24 protein-coding genes and 1 tRNA gene are annotated in these 23,450 nt (G+C 70.2%); 8 read left to right on the forward strand and 17 right to left on the reverse strand.

Annotated features, from left to right (window positions below; translation table 11 throughout):
• Positions 1-54 precede the first annotated feature (54 nt).
• Positions 55-615, reverse strand: a complete 561-nt coding sequence (locus ACFC1W_RS06200) for a hypothetical protein (RefSeq protein WP_375989902.1) — start codon at positions 613-615, stop codon at positions 55-57.
• A 427-nt stretch (positions 616-1,042) separates the two neighbouring features.
• Here ACFC1W_RS06200 and ACFC1W_RS06205 point away from each other — a divergent pair, with 427 nt between their 5' ends.
• Together ACFC1W_RS06205 and ACFC1W_RS06210 are read left to right on the forward strand one after the other, a co-directional pair.
• Positions 1,043-1,609 carry a hypothetical protein gene (locus ACFC1W_RS06205; RefSeq protein WP_375989905.1) on the forward strand — a complete coding sequence of 189 codons (567 nt, stop codon included), beginning with the start codon at positions 1,043-1,045 and terminating at the stop codon, positions 1,607-1,609.
• 187 nt (positions 1,610-1,796) lie between these two features.
• Entirely contained in the window at positions 1,797-1,952 is a 156-nt protein-coding gene (locus ACFC1W_RS06210) for a hypothetical protein (RefSeq protein ID WP_375989908.1), read from the forward strand.
• Between the two features lie 76 nt (positions 1,953-2,028).
• Here the strand turns inward: ACFC1W_RS06210 and ACFC1W_RS06215 are convergent, their stop codons facing one another.
• On the reverse strand, positions 2,029-2,574 hold the full coding sequence (locus ACFC1W_RS06215; RefSeq protein WP_375989911.1) for a hypothetical protein: 546 nt from the start codon (positions 2,572-2,574) through the stop codon (positions 2,029-2,031).
• Positions 2,575-2,607: 33 nt separating this feature from the next.
• Positions 2,608-2,681: transfer RNA gene (locus tag ACFC1W_RS06220), tRNA-Gly, on the reverse strand.
• 87 nt (positions 2,682-2,768) lie between these two features.
• Between ACFC1W_RS06220 and dcd the strand changes: the two genes are divergently transcribed.
• From dcd to ACFC1W_RS06235, 3 genes are all read left to right on the forward strand, one after another.
• Positions 2,769-3,374: a dCTP deaminase gene (dcd, locus tag ACFC1W_RS06225; RefSeq protein WP_241111464.1), complete on the forward strand. Its 606-nt coding sequence runs from the start codon at positions 2,769-2,771 to the stop codon at positions 3,372-3,374.
• A 229-nt stretch (positions 3,375-3,603) separates the two neighbouring features.
• Positions 3,604-4,254 carry a PadR family transcriptional regulator gene (locus tag ACFC1W_RS06230; RefSeq protein WP_375989914.1) on the forward strand — a complete coding sequence of 217 codons (651 nt, stop codon included), beginning with the start codon at positions 3,604-3,606 and terminating at the stop codon, positions 4,252-4,254.
• 60 nt (positions 4,255-4,314) lie between these two features.
• The gene (locus ACFC1W_RS06235) at positions 4,315-5,076 is read left to right on the forward strand and encodes a hypothetical protein (RefSeq protein ID WP_375989916.1); all 762 of its coding nucleotides are present in this window, start codon (positions 4,315-4,317) and stop codon (positions 5,074-5,076) included.
• 75 nt (positions 5,077-5,151) lie between these two features.
• On the opposite strand, the gene ACFC1W_RS06240 is transcribed toward ACFC1W_RS06235, so the two are convergent.
• The 13 genes from ACFC1W_RS06240 to ACFC1W_RS06300 all read right to left on the reverse strand — a co-directional run bounded on the left by ACFC1W_RS06240 (position 5,152) and on the right by ACFC1W_RS06300 (position 18,180).
• A complete protein-coding gene (locus ACFC1W_RS06240) occupies positions 5,152-6,123 on the reverse strand; it encodes an NAD(P)/FAD-dependent oxidoreductase (RefSeq protein WP_375989919.1) in 972 nt (323 codons plus the stop codon).
• Positions 6,116-6,448: a ferredoxin gene (gene fdxA, locus ACFC1W_RS06245; RefSeq protein WP_375989922.1), complete on the reverse strand. Its 333-nt coding sequence runs from the start codon at positions 6,446-6,448 to the stop codon at positions 6,116-6,118. The genes ACFC1W_RS06240 and fdxA overlap by 8 nt, the downstream gene beginning before the upstream one ends.
• Entirely contained in the window at positions 6,445-7,824 is a 1,380-nt protein-coding gene (locus tag ACFC1W_RS06250) for an FAD-dependent oxidoreductase (RefSeq protein WP_375989925.1), read from the reverse strand. The genes fdxA and ACFC1W_RS06250 overlap by 4 nt, the downstream gene beginning before the upstream one ends.
• On the reverse strand, positions 7,821-8,654 hold the full coding sequence (gene cobA / locus ACFC1W_RS06255; RefSeq protein ID WP_375989928.1) for a uroporphyrinogen-III C-methyltransferase: 834 nt from the start codon (positions 8,652-8,654) through the stop codon (positions 7,821-7,823). Before cobA ends, ACFC1W_RS06250 begins: the two co-directional genes overlap by 4 nt.
• A complete protein-coding gene (locus ACFC1W_RS06260) occupies positions 8,651-9,565 on the reverse strand; it encodes an ABC transporter permease (protein WP_375989931.1) in 915 nt (304 codons plus the stop codon). The genes cobA and ACFC1W_RS06260 overlap by 4 nt, the downstream gene beginning before the upstream one ends.
• Positions 9,555-10,280 carry an ABC transporter ATP-binding protein gene (locus ACFC1W_RS06265; protein ID WP_375991429.1) on the reverse strand — a complete coding sequence of 242 codons (726 nt, stop codon included), beginning with the start codon at positions 10,278-10,280 and terminating at the stop codon, positions 9,555-9,557. The genes ACFC1W_RS06260 and ACFC1W_RS06265 overlap by 11 nt, the downstream gene beginning before the upstream one ends.
• A 158-nt stretch (positions 10,281-10,438) precedes the next feature.
• A complete protein-coding gene (locus ACFC1W_RS06270; protein WP_375989934.1) occupies positions 10,439-11,506 on the reverse strand; it encodes an aliphatic sulfonate ABC transporter substrate-binding protein in 1,068 nt (355 codons plus the stop codon).
• Positions 11,507-11,552: 46 nt separating this feature from the next.
• Complete coding sequence (locus ACFC1W_RS06275; RefSeq protein ID WP_375989936.1) at positions 11,553-12,902, reverse strand: sulfate adenylyltransferase subunit 1; 1,350 nt, start codon at positions 12,900-12,902, stop codon at positions 11,553-11,555.
• Positions 12,902-13,828, reverse strand: coding sequence for a sulfate adenylyltransferase subunit CysD (gene cysD / locus ACFC1W_RS06280; RefSeq protein WP_375989939.1), 927 nt, complete (start codon positions 13,826-13,828; stop codon positions 12,902-12,904). Before cysD ends, ACFC1W_RS06275 begins: the two co-directional genes overlap by 1 nt.
• The gene (locus ACFC1W_RS06285) at positions 13,825-14,568 is read right to left on the reverse strand and encodes a phosphoadenylyl-sulfate reductase (RefSeq protein ID WP_375989941.1); all 744 of its coding nucleotides are present in this window, start codon (positions 14,566-14,568) and stop codon (positions 13,825-13,827) included. Before ACFC1W_RS06285 ends, cysD begins: the two co-directional genes overlap by 4 nt.
• Positions 14,565-16,310 carry a nitrite/sulfite reductase gene (locus ACFC1W_RS06290; protein WP_375989943.1) on the reverse strand — a complete coding sequence of 582 codons (1,746 nt, stop codon included), beginning with the start codon at positions 16,308-16,310 and terminating at the stop codon, positions 14,565-14,567. Before ACFC1W_RS06290 ends, ACFC1W_RS06285 begins: the two co-directional genes overlap by 4 nt.
• A gap of 185 nt (positions 16,311-16,495) precedes the next feature.
• A complete protein-coding gene (locus ACFC1W_RS06295; protein WP_375989946.1) occupies positions 16,496-17,194 on the reverse strand; it encodes a sirohydrochlorin chelatase in 699 nt (232 codons plus the stop codon).
• A 149-nt stretch (positions 17,195-17,343) separates the two neighbouring features.
• Entirely contained in the window at positions 17,344-18,180 is an 837-nt protein-coding gene (locus ACFC1W_RS06300; RefSeq protein ID WP_375989948.1) for a MarR family winged helix-turn-helix transcriptional regulator, read from the reverse strand.
• Between the two features lie 115 nt (positions 18,181-18,295).
• On the opposite strand from ACFC1W_RS06300, the gene ACFC1W_RS06305 reads away from it, so the two are divergent.
• Positions 18,296-18,838 (forward strand): MarR family winged helix-turn-helix transcriptional regulator, encoded by a 543-nt coding sequence (locus ACFC1W_RS06305; RefSeq protein ID WP_375989950.1) that lies wholly within the window; start codon positions 18,296-18,298, stop codon positions 18,836-18,838.
• 30 nt (positions 18,839-18,868) lie between these two features.
• Here ACFC1W_RS06305 and ACFC1W_RS06310 read toward each other — a convergent pair whose 3' ends face one another.
• Positions 18,869-20,341 (reverse strand): MFS transporter, encoded by a 1,473-nt coding sequence (locus ACFC1W_RS06310; protein ID WP_375991431.1) that lies wholly within the window; start codon positions 20,339-20,341, stop codon positions 18,869-18,871.
• Positions 20,342-20,509: 168 nt separating this feature from the next.
• Here ACFC1W_RS06310 and ACFC1W_RS06315 point away from each other — a divergent pair, with 168 nt between their 5' ends.
• Complete coding sequence (locus ACFC1W_RS06315) at positions 20,510-22,087, forward strand: MFS transporter (protein WP_375989952.1); 1,578 nt, start codon at positions 20,510-20,512, stop codon at positions 22,085-22,087.
• A 76-nt stretch (positions 22,088-22,163) separates the two neighbouring features.
• Positions 22,164-23,450 carry a DUF222 domain-containing protein gene (locus ACFC1W_RS06320; protein ID WP_375989955.1) on the forward strand — a complete coding sequence of 429 codons (1,287 nt, stop codon included), beginning with the start codon at positions 22,164-22,166 and terminating at the stop codon, positions 23,448-23,450.

The raw sequence follows: 23,450 nt of genomic DNA on the forward strand, positions 1-23,450 counted from the left end.
GCAGGTTGGTCGGGATGATGCCGCGGTGCGAGGACCTGGTTGTCGGGGGCTCCATCAGCCCTCTGTGCCTGCGATGCTGATCGTTTCGGGGAGCTGATCGCCGCTGTCGACGGCGACGCGGGTGAAGTCATCACCGTTCCTCACGTACGCCCCTGCAACCGCTCCGGTGATGAAGAAATGCGTGGACTCCTCCCCGGAGAGCATGCTGGGCGTCAGGTAGAGCAGGTACTCCTGCCCCGATTGAAGAACGCTGGGCTCCGGCCCATCCTGTCGAACCTGGATCATTTCTCCGACTGCTACGGGCACCGCGCCGGAGTCGAGGTTCGAGCCGAGGCTCGGGTTCGCAGGACTGTTGGTGACTTCGACCGTCGAGATCGTGGAGCTGAATCCCGCGGATGTCTCCTGGCGTTGATCTCTGACGGATCCCACGACGATCGTCGAGCTGTCCCGGGCCAGTGAGTCGAGGTCGTCATACAGCGTGTGCCGACTTCCCGATTGACCGCCCGCCGCGCAACCCGTCGCGACCAGGGAGGTCGCAACCACGAGCGCTGTGGTGAACGCGACTCGTCTTCCGAGACGTTTCATCGAACCCCCGATCGCCTTCGATTGGTCCAAGACCCTAGTGCACCGCGTGGGAGCCGGTTCGCGACTCGAGGAGGAGTCCGTGGTCACAGAGGACCAGCTTCAGACAGAACGCTCGGAACAGGGTCGGTCAGTGAGCGCTCGGGTTCACCACCCACGGCGAAGCAGGCCGCAAGTCCATTTCGGCTTCCAGCACGGCCTGCAGGGGACTGGCCTCGGTGCTCCCCTGCAGGCCGTGTGTCATGCTGGGGGGAGCAGTGCGCTGATCCACAGCTGACTGATCAAAGCGGCGATGGCCACGACATACGGGCTTAGGGCTACCAACCACTCCCGGACGGCGTGGCCACCGTCATTTCTGCGTCGTTTGGGCATTTCCTCACCTCCTCTTGACATCAGGGTGATCCACCCCGACTCTGCAAGTGTCAACTAAACCTTGACGCTTGAGGGAGGAGCGAGTGCTATGCGCATAGGAGAGAATCTGTGTTTCGCACGCAGTGCGCTCGCGCTCCAGATAGCCGCGCTGTCGATCCTGGTCAGCATCGACAGCGATGACGACTGGCCGAGTGGAGATGGCTTCGGACTGACCCAGGCGACAAGACTAAGAGCGCTAACAGACTCCCTTGAGTTGGTCGAAGTGGCATTGCGAATCTGGGCGGGAATGCCCTGGTCTGAAATCGCTGCATACCGGGGCTATCAGTCGCGGGCGGCTCCAGGAAAGGACGTTCCGTCGCGGCAGGCAATGCAGCAGAAGTTCGGCGACGGGGTCGCTGAAGTGATCAGGCTGGCATCCGCGCGCCCAGAAGATCTTCTCCTCTACCTGGACGCATCGAACTTCATGTTCATTAGCGACGAGTCCGTCTACGCCAGCGACGATCGATACCTCCCCGAGCTCATTCAGGATGCGTTCCCCGACTACGACCGGGGTAGAGTCCTCCGCGTGATCCAATCCCAAGCTGAGATTTGGGAAGCCCGTCAGAGGTCGCGCACAAAGTGGTGGTGGGACAAGAGTCCAAACAGGCTCAGCTAGTCGCAGCGGTAGCACCGAAGTGCAAGTCGGCCATCAGCGAAAGCCCGGCGTTCCGCTCGGAGCAGTCGGGTCCTGCGAATTTATCCGGCGTTCAGATTCGATCGGTCGATCGCCGCTCGGAACAGGGGTGGGCCACCGAGCCTCGACCGCTCGCGACCAGGCGGTCGACGTCTATAGGGTCAGTCCCATGGCTCCGGACGCGCGCAAGGCATGGATCATCGTCGGGTCGGGCGCACTGGCGGCGATGACGATCGGGCTGGGTCTTGCCGCACTATCAGGGTGGCTGGTTGATTCCGGAGACCGCGTTCCGGAATCCGCCTGGGTTGCTGTCGAACTCGATTAACGGTCGACTGACGCTGTTGCCGTCGAGCGACCCCTCGCGGCCGGCGCGCTCGCGTCATACGCCCGGGACCGTGCGATCAGCCCAGCGTCATCACCGTGTGCTGATTGCTCTCCGTGTCGCACGTCGTTATTTGCCACGCTGCCTGATCGCCGTCGAGGACGCGGGTCATCTCGATGATCAGCGGGCTCGGCCATTGCTCGCCCGACTGCTGAGCTGCTTCGAGCGCCGCAAGCGCCGGCGTGCCCTGCTCGGCCTGAGTCAGCGTGACTTCGTGGGTCGCGATCGGCTCCAGAGTCCGCACGTCGATGAGCGACTCTCTGCCGAAGCCCGGTTCGTCGACCCGCTCGCCGAAGGCGTCGAGCTTCGTGTCGGCGTTCCTCAGACGCCAGACCCACCGCGATTCCAGGTACTCGAGCCGAAGGCCGACGATCTCACCGCCTACCGCCGACGACTCCCCCGCGAGCGATTCCAGGAAGTCGGTCGGCCACGACAGCTCTCCCGGCACGCACGTGCCGGGATAGTCGTCTCTGACGGACCCCGGCGGGCTCGGGAACGACGTGCAACCGGAACAGAGGAGCACCACAGCGAGGACGAGCGCAGCACCCGCCGGCTTTCGAGACACGCTTCCGACCCTAGCCCGCGGCCGTGACGTAAATGGAGGGGATGACGGGAATCGAACCCGCGCTATCAGCTTGGGAAGCTGAAGTTCTGCCATTGAACTACATCCCCGGGCACGCCTTTCGGCGTCTGGAAAGAATAACAGAGCGCATCCACAGGTCGAAGCAGATGCGTCCGCGCCGCGGGTAGGCTGACCTCGTGCTGCTCTCCGATCGCGACATCCGCCATGAGCTCGACGCGGGTCGCATCGGGCTCCAGCCGTGGGATCCCGAGATGGTGCAGCCGTCGAGTGTCGATGTGCGGCTCGACCGCTACTTCCGGCTGTTCGACAATCACAAGTACCCGTTCATCGACCCTGCCGAGGACCAGCCCGAGCTCACGCGCCTCATCGAGGTCGACCCGTCGGAGCCCTTCATCCTGCACCCCGGCGAGTTCGCGCTCGGCTCGACGTTCGAGCAGATCACCCTGCCTGACGACATCGCCGCCCGCCTCGAGGGCAAGTCCTCGCTCGGCCGTCTGGGCCTGCTGACCCACTCCACGGCCGGTTTCATCGACCCCGGTTTCTCGGGCCACGTCACGCTCGAGCTGTCGAACGTCGCGACGCTGCCCATCAAACTCTGGCCTGGCATGAAGATCGGCCAGGTCTGCTATTTCCGCCTCACCTCGCCTGCTGAGAATCCCTATGGCTCGGGGCCGTACGGCAATCGCTATCAGGGCCAGCGTGGGCCGACGGCGTCCCGGTCGTTCCAGAGCTTCCACCGCACCGATGTCGGGCAGACCGATGCAGGAGCCATGGGCGGCTGACCCTCGGGCCCCGATCGAGCAATCGGGGTGGAACCGGCGAGCGGTGCCGGCACCACCCCGATGGCTACCCCAGCGCCATCGGGCGCAGGCCAACCTTGCGATCGAGCCCGCCCCAGTCCGTGACCCGTGTCCCCACACGATTCGGCCACGTTCGACCCGAAGGCTACTGCAGTTTGCAGTATAGGGATCGGGACGGGCCGCGTCGATGATTTTCTGAAAGAAGGATGCTGTGCCCCCACGCGAGCTCACCACGACCGCGTACCTGACCCTCGGTCTGCTGGCGACGAGCGACTGGTCGGCCTACCAGCTCGCCGAGCAACTGGGTCGCGGCGTGGAGCTGCTCTGGCCCCGCGCCGACCGTCAGCGGTACAACGTCGTGCACAAATTGCTGGCCACCGGCCTGGTGACCGCGCGCGAAGAGCACTCCGGCAGACGCGGCCGGACGGTCTACACGATCACCGACGCGGGCCGGGAGGCGCTCGCCGCGTGGCTGGCCGCCGACCCGGAGCCCGTCGCCCTCGAGTTCGAAGGGATGATCCGGGTCCTCGTCTCGGACCAGGGTTCGATCGACGAGCTCCGTCGCACCCTGGAGACGATCCGTTCGCAGGCCGAAACGGCCCGCGCACTGTTCGCCCGCTACGCGGTGAACATCAGCGAGACGGGCGGCTCGTTCCCCCAGCGCCGCCACCTGTTCGCTCTGTCGAACACGTTCATGATCGGCCACTACGTCCACATCATCGAGTGGACGACGTGGGCACTCGAGCAGACCGAGTCGTGGCCCGACGCCGCTTCGCCGGCCGAGACGCACCAGGCGCAGGTGCGAGACATGCTCGTGGAGGGTCGCAAGGTCTGGGCGGACTCGCTGCAGCTCGGAGCCTGACGCCTCGACGTCGTCGCACCGTTCGTCCTCGGCGCGCCGCAGGGTGTCAGGATATGAGCGATGGATCACGAGTGGAGTGACGAGCTGCGGATGCTGCGTGCCCGCGCATATGGTCCGGCAGCCGACATCCTCGACGATCCGGATGCGCTGGCCCGGCTGCGCGAGCTCGAGGACCGCGCGCAGACCCCGAACCCGGCATCGACAGCCGCTGACGCAGCGCCGGCACCCGCTGACACGGACGCAGAACCCGCACCCGCCGCCACGGGCCTCGCACCCGGACACGCCGCCACGGAAGCAGCACAGGTGGCCGCGGCATCCGTCCCCGAAGCGTCCGGGACGACCGCGGTCGCCACGGGTGACGAGCCGGATCGGCGACCTCGACGGATCTGGCCGTGGATGGCCGCGGTCGGCGGCGCGGGCCTGGTCCTCGGCGCCGTTCTGGCCACGGTGATCCCTGCGCTTCCCGGCAACCGGGTCACCGTGCTCGCAACCGCGTCGGAGGCGGAGTGGAACAGCGACCTCTTCGGCCCGATGCAGGACGGCTCGGTCGTGTTCGAGGACTTCCGCGACCTCACCGTCGTCGAGGTCCGCAACGCCTGGGGTCAGCCCGAGGAGGACCGCTCGACGCGGTGCGTGTTCGTGTACAGCGACCAGGGCATGATGCTGACCATGGGCTGCGCGGGCGAGGGCTTCCCTCCGACGGCGTCGTTCACCGTGACGGCCACCGCGTCGGAGGAGCTGCGCGCCGAGTTCCCCGAAGGCACATCCCTCCGCTTCGTCATCGACGAATCCGAGGCGTCGGTCTACGCCCGGCGACCCTGAACAGCTCGGCCGACCGCCCGGCGGCCCTGAGCACGCCGGCCGACCTCCCGGGGGCCCTGAGCACCCCGGACCACCTCAATGCGCCGTGCGCACCCCGACCGAGTCGTGCACCAGCACCGCGGCGGCACGCGCACCCTGGCCCGCGGCGACGATGAGCTGCTGTGGACCGGGGGACGCGGCATCCCCCGCCGCATACAGACCCGGCACCGACGTGCGTCCCGAGCGGTCGACGGTGAGCGCGCCATCGTCGTCACGGTCCGCCTCGAACGCCGACAGGAAGTCCAGCGCCGGCTGCCACTGCGGCCGCACGAACCCGCCCGTGACCTCGACGCGTGAGCCGTCGACGAGGCGCACCGCCGACACGGCGCCGCGGTCCCCTTCGAGATCGTCGATGCCGCGGCGTTCGACGATGATTCCGGATGCTGCGAGCTCGGCCTCCTCGACGGTGTCGACCACGTCCGCCCCGTTCGTGAACACCGTGAGGCGGTCGGTCCAGCGGGAGATGAGACGCGCCCGCACCGCGAGGTCGGGCGTCTCGCCGATGAGGGCGAGCGGACGATCCTGCAGCTCCCATGCGTCGCAGGCCGCGCAGCTGAACAGCGACATGCCGTAGAACGCGCGCAGGCTCGGGATCTCGGGCAGGGTCTCGCGCATCCCGGTCGCGATGAGCACCGATCGTGCGGCGACGGCTGGCGGGGTGCGGCCGGCAGGCCCCTTCAGGGCGGCGATGAAACGCATGCCGTTCGGAGAATCCGTCGGCAGCAGAGCCGTCACCACCGTGCGGTCGAGCAGGCTGACGCTCGGGTACGCCGCGAGCTCCGTGCGTGCGAGCTTGCGCAGCTCGAGGGGCGGAACGCCATCGCGCGTGAGGAATCCGTGGGAGCGCAGGGTGGCCGCGTTGCGCGGCCGGCCGGCATCGACCACGACCACGGATGCCCGCGAGCGTCCGAGGTTGAGCGCGGCCGACAGTCCCGCCGGACCACCGCCGATGACGATCACATCCACCTCGACCTGCGACACGCCGGCCTTATATGCCGATTCAGTCATGCGACTCCTCCTCTTGCGGGGGCAGCGCGGCGATGATCGGGTGGTCCTTGTGGATCACGCCCACCTTGGCGGCGCCGCCGGGCGAGCCCACATCGTCGAAGAACTCGACGTTGGCCTTGTAGTAGTCCTGCCACTCGTCGGGAAGGTCGTCCTCGTAGTAGATCGCCTCGACGGGGCACACCGGCTCGCACGCACCGCAGTCGACGCACTCGTCGGGGTGTATGTAGAGCGAGCGGTCGCCTTCGTAGATGCAGTCCACCGGGCATTCGTCGATGCAGGCCCGGTCCTTGACATCGACGCAGGGCAGCGCGATGACGTACGTCATGTGCGGATCAGCGCTCCCGACCGCGAGATGTCCACCTGCTCGGCGCGCGGGACGACCTTGACGCGCTCGCGCGTGAACCGGTGCGATTCGCCGAGAGCGCGCTCATGGGCGTCGAGCGCGAGCCAGCCGTCCCACGTCGTGTACGCGACCTCGCGCTCATCGAGCAGCTCGACGACATCGCCGTCGATCCGGGGCGCGGTGAGCCGGCCCTCGGTCGCGTCGGCGACGAGATGCGCGATCGTCTCCATCGCATCGGACTTGGTGTGGCCGATCAGCCCGACGGGGCCGCGCTTGATCCAGCCGGTGGCGTAGAGACCCGGCACGTGACCGTCCGCACCGTCCACACGGCCCTCGACGTTGGGGATCACACCGCGGGCGTCGTCGAAGGGCGCGTCGACCACAGGCGTGCCGTGGTAGCCGACCGCGCGGTACACCTGCTGCACCGCCACCTCGCGGAACTCGCCCGTGCCTCGCACCCGGCCGTCGCCGGTCGGTGCGGTCCGCTCGAAGCGCACCGCCTCGACCCGATCGCCGCCGAGCACCTCGACGGGCGAGTGGTGGAAGTGCAGGTGCAGGCGGCGGCTCGCGCCGGTCGAGGGGCGCGTGCGCCAGCCGTCGAGGATGCGCAGCATCACCTTGAGCTGGTTGGTGGCGGGCACCACGCCCCCGAGGTGGGCGAAATCCTCGTCGTGGACGACGATGTCGACACCGGGAACCTCGCCCAGCTCCCGCAGCTCGATCGGCGTGAACTTGATGTCGGCCGGGCCGCGGCGGCCGAACACGTGCACATCGGTGACGGCGGATGCCTCGAGCCCGGCGAGCACGTTGTCGGCGATCTCGGTCGACCGCAGGTCCTCGGGGTGCTTCGCGAGGATGCGCGCCACGTCGAGCGCGACGTTGCCGTTGCCGATCACGGCGACCTGTTCGGCGTCGAGGGTCCAGTCGGTCGGCACGTCGGGGTGACCGTCGAACCAGGCGACGAAGTCGGCGGCGCCGAACGACCCGGGCAGGTCGATGCCGGGGATGTTGAGTGCCGCGTCGCGGATCGCGCCGGTCGCCAGGATCACCGCGTCGTACCGCTCGTGCAACTCGTCGAGCGCCAGGTCGCGGCCGACCTCCACGTTGCCCAGGAACCGGATGGAGCCGGCGTCGAGCATCTCGTGCAGCGACGTCACGATGCCCTTGATTCGCGGGTGGTCTGGCGCGACACCGTAGCGGATCAGGCCGTAGGGGGCGGGCAGCGACTCGAAGAGGTCGATCGCGACACGACCGCCGGCCTCCCGCACGGAAGCGGACAGGATGTTGCCCGCATAGATGCCGGCCGGGCCGGCGCCGGCGATCGCGACGCGGAGGTTGTCGATGGACGATGAGGTCATTGTGCAAGAGCCTTTCCGGGGGCGTCGCCGCGCGAGGCGGGTGAGCCGAGGGGGTCGAAAGCAGACAGATCAGCGGTCGCGATCGCGTCGGGGGCATACGCGCTGAGGCGCACGACGTCGCCGACCACCACGACGGCGGGGGAGCGGACTCCGCGGGCGGCGGCCTGCGCGGCGATGGTGGCGAGCGTCCCGATCGTGACCCGCTGGCCCGGGCCGTAGCCGTCCTCGACGACCGCCACGGGGCAGCCGGACCCCCGCTCGCCGCGGGCGAGGATCAGAGCGGAGTGCGCGAGGGTGCCGATGCCCATGAGCAGCACCACCGTGTGGTCGCGCCCGCCGCCGAGCTCGCGGATCTGGTCGTGGCCGGTGGCGACGGTGAACGCCGTCGCAAGACCGCGATGGGTGAGGGGGATGCCGGCGAGCGCAGGCACCGAGATGGCGCTGGTGATGCCGGGCACGACCTCGACCTCGATCCCCGCCTCCTGGCAGGCCGCGAGCTCCTCGCCGCCGCGGCCGAACACGTACGGATCGCCGCCCTTGAGCCGCACGACGCGCTTCCCGTCTCGAGCGAGCTGAATGAGCAGGGCGTTGATCGCGTCCTGGGGCACGGCGTGGTGGCCGGGCAGCTTTCCGACGTCGACGACCTCGGCCGTGAGTCCCACGCCCTCCGCAGCGAGACCGTCGAGCACGCCCCGTGCGCCGAGCCGGTCGGCCACGATCACGTCCGCCCGCTCGAGGGCGCGCAGTCCCTTGACAGTGAGCAGTTCCGCGTCGCCTGGCCCGGCGCCCACGAGCCAGACCTTGCCGGTGGATTCCGGTCGCCGGGTCATCGGGCGCCTCCCGTGACGAGCAGACCCCGGCGCCTCAGCATCCGTCGCTCCAGGGGTCCGAAGAAGACGAGCTCGATCAGGATGCCGATGAGGAGGATCAGGATGATGGTGCCGAGCACGCCCGCGAGGTCGGCCAGCTCGCGCGACTGCTGCAGCATCGAGCCGAGCCCGAACCCGATCGTGCCGCCGACGGCGATGATCTCGGCCGCCATGAGCGAGCGCCACGAGAACGCCCAGCCCTGCTTGAGGCCGGCGAGGTACCCGGGCAGCGCCGCGGGGAGGATGACGGCCGTCGCCAGCTGCCAGCGCGACGCGCCGAGGACGGTGCCGACGCGCCGCAGCTGCGGCGGCACCTGGTCGATGCCGGCGATGAGGCCGTTCACGATCGACGGGATCGCGCCCATCAGGATCACGAAGTAGACGGTCGCGTCGGACAGCCCGAACCAGATGATCGCGGCGGGGACCCACGCGACCGAGGGGAGCACCTGCAGCCCCGAGATGATGGGTCCGACCGCGCGACGGATGGGGCGCACCTCGGCCAGCAGCAGCCCGATCGGGGTGCCGACCGCGATCGCGATGAGGAAGCCGACCACGCCGCGTTCGAGGCTCGTGGCGACGGCCTCCTGCAGACGGCCGGAGTCCCACGCCGAGCCGAGGGCGTTCGCGACGTCGACGGGGCTCGGCACGATATCGGGGCGCGGCTGCGCGAGGACGACGTACGCCTGCCACGCGACGAGCAGCAGCAGTACGAAGACGATGGGCGGCACGACGCTCTCGGTGATCCGCCGCCAGCGCGCGGAGCCCGGGCCGGCGTCGGTCTGCAGGCGGTCGAGTCCGGCAGCGAGGCTGCGCAGGTCGTCGGGAGCGGATGCCTCGGCCCGCGGCGCTTCGACGGTGATGTCACGCGGCATTGCGGCGGATCTCCTTCCGCAGCTGCTCGGTGATCTCCACCGACAGGGCGGCGACCTCGGGCGACTCGATGCGACGGCCGCGGGTCTTGGCGATCGTCCACTCCTGCACGATCCGGCCCGGCCGGCTGCCCATGAGCACGACGCGCTGGCCGAGCCTCGCCGCCTCGCGGACGTTGTGGGTGACGAACACGATCGTGCGGCCGGTCGCGCGCCACACGCGCTCGAGCTCCTCGTGGAGCAGATCGCGTGTGATGGCGTCGAGAGCGGCGAACGGCTCGTCCATCAGCAGCACCGGCCGGTCCTGCGCGAGCGCGCGGGCGAGGGCGACGCGCTGGCGCATGCCGCCTGACAGCTCGTGCGGGCGCTTCTCCGCGGCATCCGCGAGATTCACCGTATCGAGCAGCGCGAGCGCCTTCTCGCGACGCTCGCCGCGCGGCACCCCGCGCAGCCGCAGGGCGAGTTCGACATTGCGGCGCGCGGTCAGCCACGGCATGAGGGCGGACTCCTGGAACATGACCGCCGAGCCCTCCGCCGGCGTTGCGATCGAGCCGACCGAGGGCCGGTCGAGGCCGGCGATCAGGTTGAGCAGCGTCGACTTGCCGCATCCCGACGCGCCCAGCAGGCACACGAACTCGCCCGGCGCGATGTCGAGGGCGACGTCGTCGAGCACGAGTGGTCCGCGGCCGAACCGCTTCGAGACGCCGTCGATGCGCACCGCCGGCTCCGGTGCGGGAGTGCGTGCGGGCACCGGCGTCACGCCGTCGAAGCTCGGCCCGAGCAGGTTCGGCGTGCCGGAGCGGGGCACAGCGACGGGGGGCGCTGCGGCGTCTGCGCCCGGGGACGCGACGCCCGCTGCCGTGGGACGGGACGCCGTCACGGCGAGTCCTCCCCGAGCCCTGCCGCCGAGACCTGCTCTGCACCGCCCGCCTCGAGCAGGCCGTTGAGGATGCGCAGGTCGAACAGTCCGTCGATCGAGCCGTCCTTCTGCGTGCCGGCCTCGAGGCCGTTGGCGACAAGGGTCTCGAATGCCTGCGCGCGCGGGTCGACCGAGAAGGTCACGTGCTCGAGGGCGCGCTCGATGACCGGGTCGCTGAGCGGCTTCCCCGTCTCGGCCTCGATCGCCGCGTTGATGACGCCGGGGGCCTCGGCCGCGTTGTCGGCGATCCACTGCACCGCGGCGACGTGTCCTTCGAGGAGCTGCGCGACGACGTCGGGATGCTGCTCGAGGAACTCGGCGCGCACGAGCAGGACGGTCGTCGGGAACGCGCCGTCGGGCCACAGCTCGGCCTCGTCGACGAGCACTTCGGCACCTTCGTCGACGACGAGCCGCGACACCCACGGCTCGGGCAGCCAGGCGCCGTCGATCGCGCCCTGCAGGAAGAGGGTGAGCGTCTGGGCGTTCTCGGTCGGAGTGATCGACACGTCGCCGCCCCCCGACGGGTCGGTCTCGTAGCCCTGGCCGGCGAGGTAGACGCGCAGCGCCACGTCCTGGGTGTTGCCGAGCTGCGGAGTCGCGAGGGTCGTGCCCGCCAGCTGCTGCGGGCTGTCGATGCCCGGGCGGACGACGAGGGCGGCGCCGCCGGTCGCGACGCCGGCGACGATGCGGGCCGACTCGCCGCCCGACTGGATGAACGTGTTGATCGACGGGTTCGGGCCGATGTAGGTCGCATCGATCGCCCCCGCCGTGAGCGCCTCGATCGCCGCCGGACCGGCGTTGAAGACCGAGGTCGACAGGTCGATGTCGCCGAGCGACTCCTCGAAGAGGCCCTCCTCGAGTCCGACGAGCGCCGGTGCGTGCGTGACGTTCGCGAAGTAGCCGAGGCGAACCTCGGTCACGTCCTCGGGCTCACGCGTACTTCCGGCGGCGGAGGCGCACCCGGCCATCATGACGACTGCGAGTCCCAGAGTGGTGATCGTCGTCGCGGTGCGGATGGTGTTCACGGTTCGCCTCCTCAGATGGCACGGGGTGGAGCAGGACGGGTGCGCGTCAGTCGCGCACGATGCCGGCGGCCAGGGTGGCGCCGTCGGACGGATGGATCACGAGGAACGAGCCCCCGTGCCGGCTCGAGGCGTACGGCTCGAGCGGAAGGTCGGCGGCCAGGCGCAGGCGCGCGCGGCCGATGTCGTTGGTGTGCAGGATCTGCGCGGGTGCGTGGATCAGGGCGTCGAGGTCGTAGCGCGACTCGATCTGCGCGACGATCGCCTGCACCGTCGTCGTGCCGTGCTTGACCACCACCCGCTGACCGGGGGTGATCGGCCGGGCGTCGAGGTTGAACAGCTCGACGTCGGCCTCGCGCCGACCGACCGGGAGCGTGCCCTCGGCGACCACCAGCGCGCCGCGCGCCGTGTCGAGGTCGTCGGCGAACTCGAGCGACACCGACTGCGGGGCGACAGCCTCGTCGACCGGGCGACCGGAGGAGCGGATGCCGGTGACCGTCGTCGCGATGCCGGACGGGAACAGCTGCACCCGGTCGCCGATGCGCACAGCGCCAGACGAGATGCGCCCGGCGACAGCGCGGTAGTCGCGCAGCAGCTCGGCTTCGACGGGGTCGGCGGCGAGCTCGGGCGAGAGCCCGCCCTGCGGCCTCAGCACGAGCTGCACCGGGAGACGCAGCGGTTCGGGAGCGGCGTGCGGGTCGTCGCCGAGCGATCCCGTCGCGGGCAGGGTCTCGAGCAGATCGAGCAGCGAAGGCCCGTCGTACCAGGGGGTGCGATCGGAGCGATCCACGACGTTGTCGCCATCCAGCGCCGAGACGGGGAGCACGTGGAGGTCGTCGATGTCGAGCTCGGTCGCTACCGCTCGGGCCTGCGCCGCGACGTCGGCGAAGGCATCCGCCGAGAATCCGATCAGGTCGATCTTGTTGACCGCGACGATCACGTGCGGAACGCGCAGCAGTGCGACGACGGCGAGATGCCGGCGGGTCTGCTCGAGCACGCCCTTGCGCCCGTCGACGAGCACGACGACGGCGTCGGCCGTCGTCGCGCCGGTGACCATGTTGCGCGTGTACTGCACGTGGCCGGGACAGTCGGCGAGGATGAACGACCGGGAGCCCGTCGAGAAGTAGCGGTAGGCGACGTCGATCGTGATGCCCTGCTCGCGCTCGGCCCGCAGGCCGTCGGTCAGCAGCGCGAAATCGAAGGCGCCGTGGGCGAAGCCGCGCTCGGCCGACGTGCGGGCGACCTGCTCGAGCTGGTCGGCGAGGATCGCCTTCGAGTCGTGCAGCAGCCGTCCGACGAGCGTCGACTTGCCGTCGTCGACCGATCCTGCGGTCGCGAACCGGAAGAGCGTGGGAACCCCCGCCGAACGGGGAGCCGAAGGCGTATCGAGATCCAGCATCAGAAGTACCCGTCCTTCTTGCGGTCCTCCATGGCCGCCTCGCTGAGGCGGTCGTCGGCGCGCGTGGCGCCGCGCTCGGTGAGGGTCGAGATGGCCACTTCGGCCACGATGTCGGCGAGGGATGCGGCATCCGACTCCACTGCCCCGGTGCAGCTCATGTCGCCCACCGTGCGGTAGCGCACCGTGCGGCGCTCGACGGTCTCACCCTCGCGCGGGGGTGAGAACTCGCCGACGGGGCGCCACATGCCGTCGCGGGCATAGACCTCGCGCTCGTGCGCGAAGTAGAGCGGAGGAAGGGGGATGCCCTCGCGCTCGATGTAGCGCCAGACGTCGAGCTCGGTCCAGTTCGAGATCGGGAAGGCGCGCACATGCTGGCCCGGAGTGTGGCGGCCGTTGTACAAGCTCCACAGCTCGGGCCGCTGGTTGCGCGGGTCCCACTGGCCGAACTCGTCGCGCAGCGAGATGATGCGCTCCTTCGCGCGGGCCTTGTCTTCGTCGCGGCGTGCGCCGCCGAAGACCGCGTCGTGCCGGCCTGCGGCGATCGCGTCGAGCAGCGGAAGGGTCTGCAGCGGGTTGCGGGTCCCGTCGGCGCGCTCCTGCAGGCGGCCGTCGTCGATGTAGTCCTGCACGCGGGCGACATCGAGGCGTAGGCCGAGACGCTCGACGGTCTCGTCGCGGAACGCGATGACCTCGGGGAAGTTGTGGCCGGTGTCGACGTGCAGCACCGGGAACGGCACGCGACCGGGGGCGAACGCCTTGGTGGCGAGGTGCAGCACGACGACGGAGTCCTTGCCGCCGGAGAACAGCAGCACAGGCCGCTCGAACTCGGCCACGACCTCCCGGATGACATGGATCGCCTCGGCCTCGAGCAGGTCGAGCGTGCCCAGCGCCGACGGCGTGGTGGGAGCGGCGATGGTCTCGGTCATACGTGGAGCCCGCATTCGGTCTTGGAGAGCCCGGCCCAGCGGCCGGAACGGGGGTCTTCGCCGGGGGCGACCGGCTGGGTGCACGGCTCGCACCCGATGGACGGGTAGCCGTTCGAGACCAGGAGGTTGACGGGCACCCGGTGGGCGCCGGCGTAGTCGAGCAGGTCGTCGAAGGTCCAGGCGGCGACGGGGTTCACCTTCACCAGGCCGTTGCGCTCGTCCCACGTGACGAGAGGGGTTTGGGTGCGGGTCGGTGCCTCGTCGCGGCGCACGCCCGTGAACCAGACCTCGTAGCCGGCGAGGGCATCGCGGAGCGGGGTCACCTTGCGGCGCTCGCAGCAGAGCGCCGCGTCGCGCTCGAACAGCTTCGCGCCGAAATCGGCGTCCTGCTGCGCAACGGTCTGCTCGGGCAGCACGTCGACGATCCGCACGTCGAGCACGCGGCCGACCTCATCACGCGTGAAGCGCGTCTCGGCGAAGTGGTAGCCGGTGTCGAGGAACAGCACGTCGACGCCGGGCAGGTGCTCGGCGACGAGGTGCGGCAGCGCGGCATCCGCCATCGAGCATGCGACCGCCGCCGACGTCATCGAGAAGTTGCGCGCGACCCAGGCGACGACGTCGGCGGGGGATGCCTCGTGCTCGGTGAGACTTCCCAGCTCGAGGTTGCCTCGCTCTGCGAGAGCCCGCAGCTCTTCGGCCGAGCGCTTCACGGCGACGCGGGGCGCAAGCGACACGGTCATTGGAGACTCTCCTCGTCGGCGCGGTGCGCCCACTGGGCGAAGGTCTCGTCGGCCGCGGCATCCCGTTCCGAAAGAAAACGGCGCACCACCCGGTCGACGTAGTCGGCGATGCCGTCGGCGCCCACCTTCAGGCCCCGCACGGTTCGGCCGAGCCCGGCCTCGTCGCGGTCGGCGCTCACGAGTCCGCCGCCGAGGTGCACCTGGTAGCCGGGCACCTGCTCGCCGTCGATCGTGACGAGCTGTCCCTTGAGGCCGATGTCGGCGGTCTGGATGCGCGCGCACGAGTTGGGGCAGCCGTTGACGTGGAGGGAGATCGGATGCGGCAGCTCGAACTGCTCGAGACGCTTCTCGAGGTCGAGCACGGCGGCCGTCGCGTAGGCCTTGGTCTCGACGATCGCCAGCTTGCAGAACTCGATGCCCGTGCAGGCGATCGTGCCACGGCGGATCAGGCTCGGACGCGCCGAGAGCCCGAGCTCGTCGAGGCCTGCGACGAGCGAGTCGACGCGGTCCTCGGGGATGTCGAGGATGACGAGCTTCTGGTGCGGAGTGGTGCGCAGCCGGGTCGAGCCGTGCGCCTCGACGAGGTCGGCGAGCTGCGCGAGGATCCGGCCCGAGACCCGGCCGACGATCGGGGTGACGCCGACGTAGAAGCGGCCGTCCTTCTGCCGGTGCACGCCGACGTGGTCGCCGTGTGCGAGCGGCTTCGGCGCGGCCGGTCCGTCGGGGAGGGCGTAGCCGAGGTACTCCTCCTGGAGCACCCGGCGGAACTTCTCGGCGCCCCACTCCGCGAGGAGGAACTTCAGGCGCGCCTTGTTGCGCAGCCGCCGGTAGCCGTAGTCGCGGAAGATCTGGGCGACGCCGTGCCAGGCATCCGCCACCCGATCCGGCGACACGAAGACACCCAGCCGCTCGGCGAGACGCGGGGTCGTCGACAGGCCGCCGCCGACCCACAGGTCGTAGCCGACGCCGAACTCGGGATGCTCGACCGCGACGAAGGCGACGTCGTTGATCTCGTGCACGACGTCCTGGCTGGGGTGCCCGGTGATCGCCGACTTGAACTTGCGCGGGAGGTTGGCGAGCGACGGATCGCCGATGAACCGCGATGTGATCTCGTCGATGTGCGGCGTCGGGTCGATGAGCTCGTCGGCGGCGATGCCTGCGACGGGTGACCCGAGCACGACACGCGGCACATCACCGCAGGCCTCGGTCGTGCCCAGTCCGACCGCTTCCAGGCGCCGCCAGATCTCGGGCATCGACTCGACCTCCACCCAGTGCAGCTGGATGTTCTGCCGGTCGGTGAGGTCGGCGGTGTCGCGCCCGAACTCCTGCGAGATGCCGGCGATCACGCGCAGCTGCTCGGTGGTCAGCTGGCCGCCGTCGATGCGGACGCGGAGCATGAAGTAGGCGTCCTCGAGTTCGTGCGGTTCGAGGGTCGCGGTGCGCCCGCCGTCGATTCCGGGCTTGCGCTGCGTGTACAGCCCCCACACGCGGAAGCGGCCGTGCAGATCGGTCGGGTCGATGCTCGCGAAGCCGCCCTTCGAGTAGATCCTTTCGATGCGCTCGCGCACAGCCAGGCCGTCGTCGACCTGCTTCCACTCCTCGTTGCCGTTCAGGGGCGTCGTGCCGTCGATTTTCCACTGCCCGTTGGGCTTGGACGACGGCCGTGGCGGACGCGCGGTGGCTCCGCCGGTGCGCGCGGGAGGCGGCGCCGCGGCGCGGGTGTCGGTGTCGCTGATGGTCACGGTGGCCTCCGGAGGAGTCCCCGGGCGTCGCCGGGGCGGACTCTGGCGAGCCCATTCGGCGAGAGTAGAAGTGCCGCGAGCCCCCGACCTAGGCGCGTGTCAAGGGGCGTCACCCTGCGTAACGGTGCGTCACAGAGGTTGCGGCTGAGCGGGGTTGTCGGAGCGCGTCCAGAAAAAAGCGCCCGCTATGCGGGGATTGCGCTGCGGTAGCGGTCGATGACGATGTCGATGAGGGATGCCGCGGGCCCGTCGTCGTCGAGCAGCGGGCGGGCTACGGGGGAGTTGCCCGACACGCGCGCGGCGAGGTCGTGGAAGTAGCCGGGTGCCAGGAGGTAGTTCGCCACGAGGACGCGTCCGGCCGCCGACTCGCGCGCCGATGCCACGGCCGCGCCGAGGCGCGGCTCGGCTGCGGCCAGGAAGCCGACCTCGACCGGTCGCCCCAGGCGCTCGGCGAGCAACGCGCCGACCGTACGGCAGTCGTCGTTCGCCCTGTCGTCGCTCGACCCGGCGACGGCGAGCACGACCGCGCTCCCCGGATCGGGGCCGAGCTGCGCGAGCCGCGCGACGAGCTGATCGGCGAGCCTCGGGTCGGGGCCGAGGGCGGGGGCGATCGTCACTCCCGCGCGCCCGGCAGTCTGCTTCTTCAGGTCGACCCGCACGTGGTAGCCCGCCGACAGCAGCAGCGGCACGATGACGACCGGCCGGTCACCGGGGAGGGCGTCGAGGGATGCCGCGACATCGGGCTGCTGAACGTCGACGTGGCCGAGCCGCACGGTGACGTCGGGAAGTCGCGCCGCGACGGCCGCGACGAGCGCCGCCACCGCGGCCTGGCCCTCGGGGGAGGACGTGCCGTGTGAGATCGCGAGCAGAGCCGGGGTGGTCATCGGCTCCATTGTGCTCCGGCCGTGTGGCGTGCGTGTTACGAGTCGTGCGGCGCCGACACGTCGAAGCGGCGGGAGAAACCCGCCCGGCGACGTTCTGGAAACGCCGCGAGCGCACGAATCTCCCGCCGCTTCGACGCCGGGGCGTCGGCTCAGGCGGCGCCGGCCGCCTGACCGCGGCGGAATCCGGCGTCGAAGCCGCGCTCGTACGCGCGCTCGCCGCCCTTGTCGCCGTGGCGGGGGTGGTGACCGTGGTGGCCGTGCTGGCCGTGCTGGCCGTGGCCGCCGCCGTGGCCGTGGCCATGCTCGTGAGGGGCGTGACCATGCTCGTGACGGGCGTGGTCGTGGCGGTGCCCGCCGTGACCACGGCATCCGTCGTCGTCATGGCCGTAGGCCCACGCCTCGGACCGCGACGCGCCCGGGCCGAAGCCGTGGCCCGGGCCGAACCCGTGGCCGGGCCCGAACCCGAAGCCGCGCGGTCCGCCGAACCGGCGTCCGGGGCCGAAGCCGCGCCCGAAGCCGCGTCGTCCGGCGAACGGACGGGTCTCGTCCCACCCGAGCTCGCGGGCGATCGCCTCGAGGGAGGCGAGGGTGGTGGCGAACTCCTCGTCGGGGACGGCACCCGCGACGCGGGAGCGGATGCCGCTCACGACCTCGCCGAGACGGGCGTGCGCCTCGCGGCCGGCGTGTGTGAGCGCCCAGGTTCCGTCGCCCTGCTCCTCGGCCCAGCCGAGGTCTTCCAGCCGACGCAGTCGCTTGCTCTTGCGAGCGAGGCGCTCTGCGGCCTCGGGAGCATCGACCTCGCCGGCGAGCAGGTTCAGCAGCATCCAATCGCGGCGCGTGACGCCCTCGTTCCGGAATGCTGCGGCGAACTCGCTCGTGAGCAGCTCGTCGACGGCGCGCAGCCAGTAGCCGAGCGGGCGACGGTCGGTGGGGTTGCCGGCGCTGTCGTCGGCGGGGGAGTTCTGTGTGTTGTCGTCGTCGTTCATGGGAGGTCCTTTCCGGAGGCGGCACCGGAGGCCGCCTGATTGCATGTCGAAATACATGTACATGTACTGTGACATGCGAATGGTTTGTATGTCAAGTCGCATGTAAATTGATCCCATGCCCCCGAACCCCACTCCGGCCGATGACATCGCCTCAGCCCTCTCGAAGCTGCGCGGCCGCCGCATCCCGCGTCCGCCGTGGGAGGGTCCCGACGCCCACGGCCACTCCGGCCGCGGTCCGCATCACCATGGCGATGGGCCCTGGGGCCGCGGCGGCGCGCACCACGGGCACGGCGGTCCGCCGTGGGGAGGCGGTCCGCGTATCGGCGGTCCGGCCCGCATGCGCCTGCTCGAGGCGCTGGCCGCGGCATCCCACCCGCTCTCCGTCGGTGAGATCGCCGAGGCCGTCGGAGTCGATCAGCCGCGTGCCTCGCGGCTCGTGCAGCAGGCGTTCCAGCTGGGGCTCGTGCGCCGTGAAGCCGACCCCGAAGACGCGCGGCGGACCCGTGTGGCACTGACGGATGCCGGTGCCGCCCTCGTGCGGGGGTTCCGCGGCGAGCGCCGTGAGGCCATCGACACCGCCCTGGCCGGGTTCACCGACGAGGAGCGAGCCGACCTCGCGCGACTGCTCACGAAGCTCGCAGACGCCTGGCCCTGGTGACGGCGCGGGGCGCCGCGCCTCAGCCGCCCGTTACACGGGGTGCGTGCGCGGCGGGGCCTTGACGAACAGCAGAAGCACGAAGCCGATCGCGAGGATCAGCGCGATCCCGAGGATGCCGTACAGGGTCTGGTTGCCGGCGACGGCGATGAACGCTCCCCAGAGCAGCGGCGCCATCCAGCTCGCGGCCCGGCCGGTCGTGGCGTAGAGGCCGAAGATCTCGCCTTCCTGGCCGACGGGCGTCACGCGGGCGAGGAACGAGCGCGATGCGGCCTGCGCGGGACCGACGAGCGATGCCAGCACGATGCCCGCGGCCCAGAACAGACCCTTGCCCGCGCCCGCGCCGATGAACACGGCGAGGCAGCACGCGATGATCCCGCCGATCGCGACCAGGATGACCGTCTTCGGTCCGAAGCGGTCGTCGAGACGACCGGCGAGCATCGTCGAGATGCCCGCGACGAGGTTCAGCACGACGCCGAAGATGACCAGATCGGTGAAGCCGAACCCGAAGACGCGGGCGGCGATCACGGTGCCGAAGGTGAACACGGCGGCGAGACCGTCGCGGTACACCGCGGACGCCAGCAGGAACCACAGCGTCGGGCGGTGTTCGCGCCACAGGCGCGCCACCGAGCGGACGAGCTCGACGTAGCCGGCGAAGAATCCGACCCGCTTGGCGTCGGGCGACGGCGGCGGCTCCGGCACGTTCCGGAAGATCGGGATGCAGAACAAGATCGTCCAGACGGTCGCCCCTGCAGCGATGAGCTGGAAGGTGATCGCCTGCGTTCCGTCGAGGACGCCGCCCAGGATGAGGCCCACGACGATCACGAGCGCGACGATGCCGCCGATGTAGCCGAACCCCCAGCCCAGTCCGGAGACGCGGCCGACGGTCTTGGGGGTCGACACCGACACGAGCAGGGCGTTGTAGTTGGCGCCCGCGATCTCGCCGACGATGCTCCCGAACGCGATCATCGCGACCCCGAACCAGAAGAGCGACGGAGTGCCGGGGATGAAGGCCATCGCGAGCTGGCTGAGGATGAGGAGCCCGGTGAAGATCCCGAGCATGAGCTTGCGGCGCCCGGTGGCGTCGGCGCGCTGACCGAGCACCGGCGCGAGCAGGGCGATGAGGACGCCGGCGATCATGATGCCCCAGCCGAGGTTCGCATCGAGACCGCCCAGCGCGCGGCAGAACTCCGTCAGCGCGTTCGCGGTGGTGTCGCAGTCGATCTCCTCGCCGTTCACGATGCCGGAGGCGGCGACGGCGGGATCGAGGAAGAACGGCGAGACGAGGAAGCTCGGCACCCAGACGAAGGTGAGCAGCACCGAGTTGAAGGGCTGCGTCGCCCAGTCCCACAGCGCCCAGGAGATCACGCGCTTGCGCGGCACGGGGGCTTCGGAACCGGCCTCCTGGAAGACGTCCGCGAAGGGCCGGATCGCACCGGTGTTGGCCGCCGCCGGCGGCGCAGGCGGGCGGAAGATGGGCTCGTCGGGGGAGTGGTCGGGTCCCATGGTCGTCACGGTATGGTCCTTCGGTGAACGGCGGGTGGCGCCCGCGAGCGCGCCGCCTCGTCGCGACGCCAGGCCAGAGTACCGGCCGCCGACCCTGGGCGATGTTCACCCGGGTGATCTCTGCCGCAGGATCTGTTCGTGCGGGTTCCGCCGTGGTTCGCTTCCGTCATGTCCGATGCACCGGGCGCCGCGCCGCCCTTCAACGGTCGCCTTGCGCTGCTCCTCGCGATGGCGATGTTCGTGCTCGTCGTCGACACGTCGATCATGAACGTGTCGATCTCGGCCGTCGTGAACGAGCTGGGCACGACCGCGAGCGGCGTGCAGGGCGCGATCGCGCTCGAAGCTCTCGTCTCCGCCGCGTTCATCCTCATCGGCGGCAAGACAGGCGACCTGATCGGACGCAAGCTCGCCTACATCCTCGGTCTGCTCGGCTATGCGGTCGGAGCCGTCGCGATGACGTTTGCCCAGAGCCTGACCGCGGTGATCATCTTCTGGGCGGTGATCGGCGGGATCGGAGCATCCCTTCTCCTTCCTGCGATGCAATCGCTCATCCACGGCAACTTCGCCGGCGAGCATCAGAAGCGCGTCTACGCGCTCGTCGGCGCGTCGGCGGCGATCGCGGCGGCAGTGGGTCCCCTACTCGGCGGGTTCATCACGACGTTCTGGTCGTATCGCGTCGCCTTCGCGCTCGAAGCGGTCATCATCGCGGTGGTGCTGCTGGGGATCGGCCTGGTGAAGGACGTGAAGTACACCGGTGATCGCTCGATCGACCTCGTCGGAGCGGCGCTGTCGGTGATCGGCATGGGCGGCGTCGTGCTCGGGATCCTGGTGTGGCAGGAAGGCGGCGGCTATGTCGGGCTGATCATCGGCCTCGGCGCGGTCGCGCTGGGCGGGCTGGCGTGGTGGCTCCGTTCTCGCAAGAAGAAGGGCAAGCCGGTCCTGCTCGATCCCGCGCTGTTCGCGTCGAAGCCGTTCCGCACCGGCGTGAGCGGGCAGCTGCTGCAGCAGATCGCGCTGGGCGGCACGATGATCGTGCTGCCGCTGTACCTGCAGATGGTGCTCGAGTACAACGCCCTGCAGGCCGGCCTGTCGATCGCGCCGCTGTCGCTGAGCATGTTCGCCGTCGCGATCTGGGCCGGACGCGGCGCGAAGGGCCGCCCGGCCAATCTGATCCTGACCGGCTTCGCCCTCGCCCTCGTCGGGCTGATCGCGATCGTGCCGCTCGTGCCGATCGCCGACACGGGGTGGTGGCTCGCGATTCCGCTGCTCATCACCGGCTCGGGGCTCGGTCTGCTCGTCTCGCAGCTCAACAACTACACGCTCTCGCCGATCTCCGACGAGCGGGTCAGCGAGGCGGCCGGGGTCAACTCGGCGGCGGGATCGTTCGGCCTCTCGTTCGGTCTCGCATTCGCCGGAGCCATCATGCTCGCGACGCTCGCCGTGTCGTTCACGTCGCTCGCCGACGCGAGCACGGTGCTGTCGACGGAGCAGAAGCAGCAGGTCTCCAGCGTGCTCGAAGAGGACGCGCAGCTGATGTCGAACACCGGGCTCGCCGAGTTGGTGGCCGATGAGCCGCCGGATGCCGCGGCCGAGGTCATCCGCATCAACACCGAGGCGCGGCACGTCGCGCTGCAGGTGGCGCTTCTCATCCCCATCCTCGCCGCGGGGCTGGGCGTGCTGAACGCGTTCCGGATGCGGCGGCTGCCCGACCCGAAGGCCTCGTCGGCCGAGACGCTGCTGGGATAGGGCGGGTGGCGCTCCGCCCTTGCTCCTGAGCTCCCGTCGCCGGGGGAGTGTCGTAGGTATGTTCTAAAGTCAGGGTATGTGCAGCACCGACGCCCTCCACTGCGACGACGCTGCTGTCATCGTCGGTGAGCTCGACCGCGTGCGCCGAAACCTCGCCGCGCTCGAAGCCGAGCGCACCATGCTGCTCGACGCCCTGCGGCGCGCGAACGAGTCGCACGAAGAGTTGATCGTGACGATGGGCGACGTCGAGGGAGCGCCCGGCTCGAAAGGAGGGGCGGCGGATGCCTCGGACTGGGTCGCCCGGTCGACCCGCGCCGAAGTGGCCTGCGTGCTTCGTGTCAGCGAGCGGGCTGCCGCGACCCTCATCGCCGAAGCACGAGTGCTGTGCGCCGACCTCCCCGCCACGACCGAGGCGCTGCGCTGCGGTGACATCTCCTACGCGCACGCCAGGGCGCTGGTCGAAGATGCGCAGCTGTTCCGCCCGCTCGACCGCGGGGCGTTCGAGCAGGCCGTGCTCTCGGGCCGCCTCGACGTCACGGCGAACCGGTTCGCCCATCGCTGCCGCCGCGTCCGCGAGCACCTCGACCCCGAGACGATCGACGAGCGGTCCGAGCGTGCGGCGCGATCACGAGGAGTGACCGTACAGCCGGCGCGAGACGGCATGGGGTGGCTGATGGCCTACGGCCCGATCATGCAGGTGCAGCTGGCGCACACGCTGCTCACCGGCACCGCGATGGATGAGACTGCGGCGGGCGACCCACGCACGATGTCGCAGCTCCGCTTCGATGCCCTCGTCGACGCGGTGCTGCGCTCCGGGCGCCCAGTCGGGCTCGTCGACGGCGCTGACGCAGCGTCGCTGCGCCCGGTCCGGGTCGGGGTGACGCTCACGGTCCCCGCCCTGACCCTGCTCGGGCGCGGTGACGAGCCCGCGGTGATCGACGGGTACGGCCCGATCCCGCTCGATGTCGCCAAGACGCTCGCGGCGGGGGCGGACTCCTGGCGTCGCGTGCTCACGCACCCCGTGACCGGGGTCCGGCTCTGCCTCGACCGCGAGACCTACCGGGTGCCGGCCGCGTTGCGCGCCTGGCTCGCCGACCGCGATGGCACCTGCCGATTTCCGGGGTGCGACCGTGCGGCGTCCTCGTGCGACGTCGATCACACCGACGACTGGGCCGACGGCGGCTGCACCGACCACGACAACCTCGCGCACCTCTGCCGCACGCATCACCGGCTCAAGCACCACACCCGCTGGTGGGCACGATTCGAGGACGAGCTTCTCGTGTGGACAAGTCCGTCCGGTCACGAACACGCCACCGGTCCGCGCGAGGACCGCGAACCGGCGCTCACCCGGCTCAGACAGTGA

The sequence above is a fragment of the Microbacterium sp. NPDC056003 genome (genome assembly GCF_042274785.1).
Classification (GTDB): Bacteria; Actinomycetota; Actinomycetes; order Actinomycetales; family Microbacteriaceae; genus Microbacterium.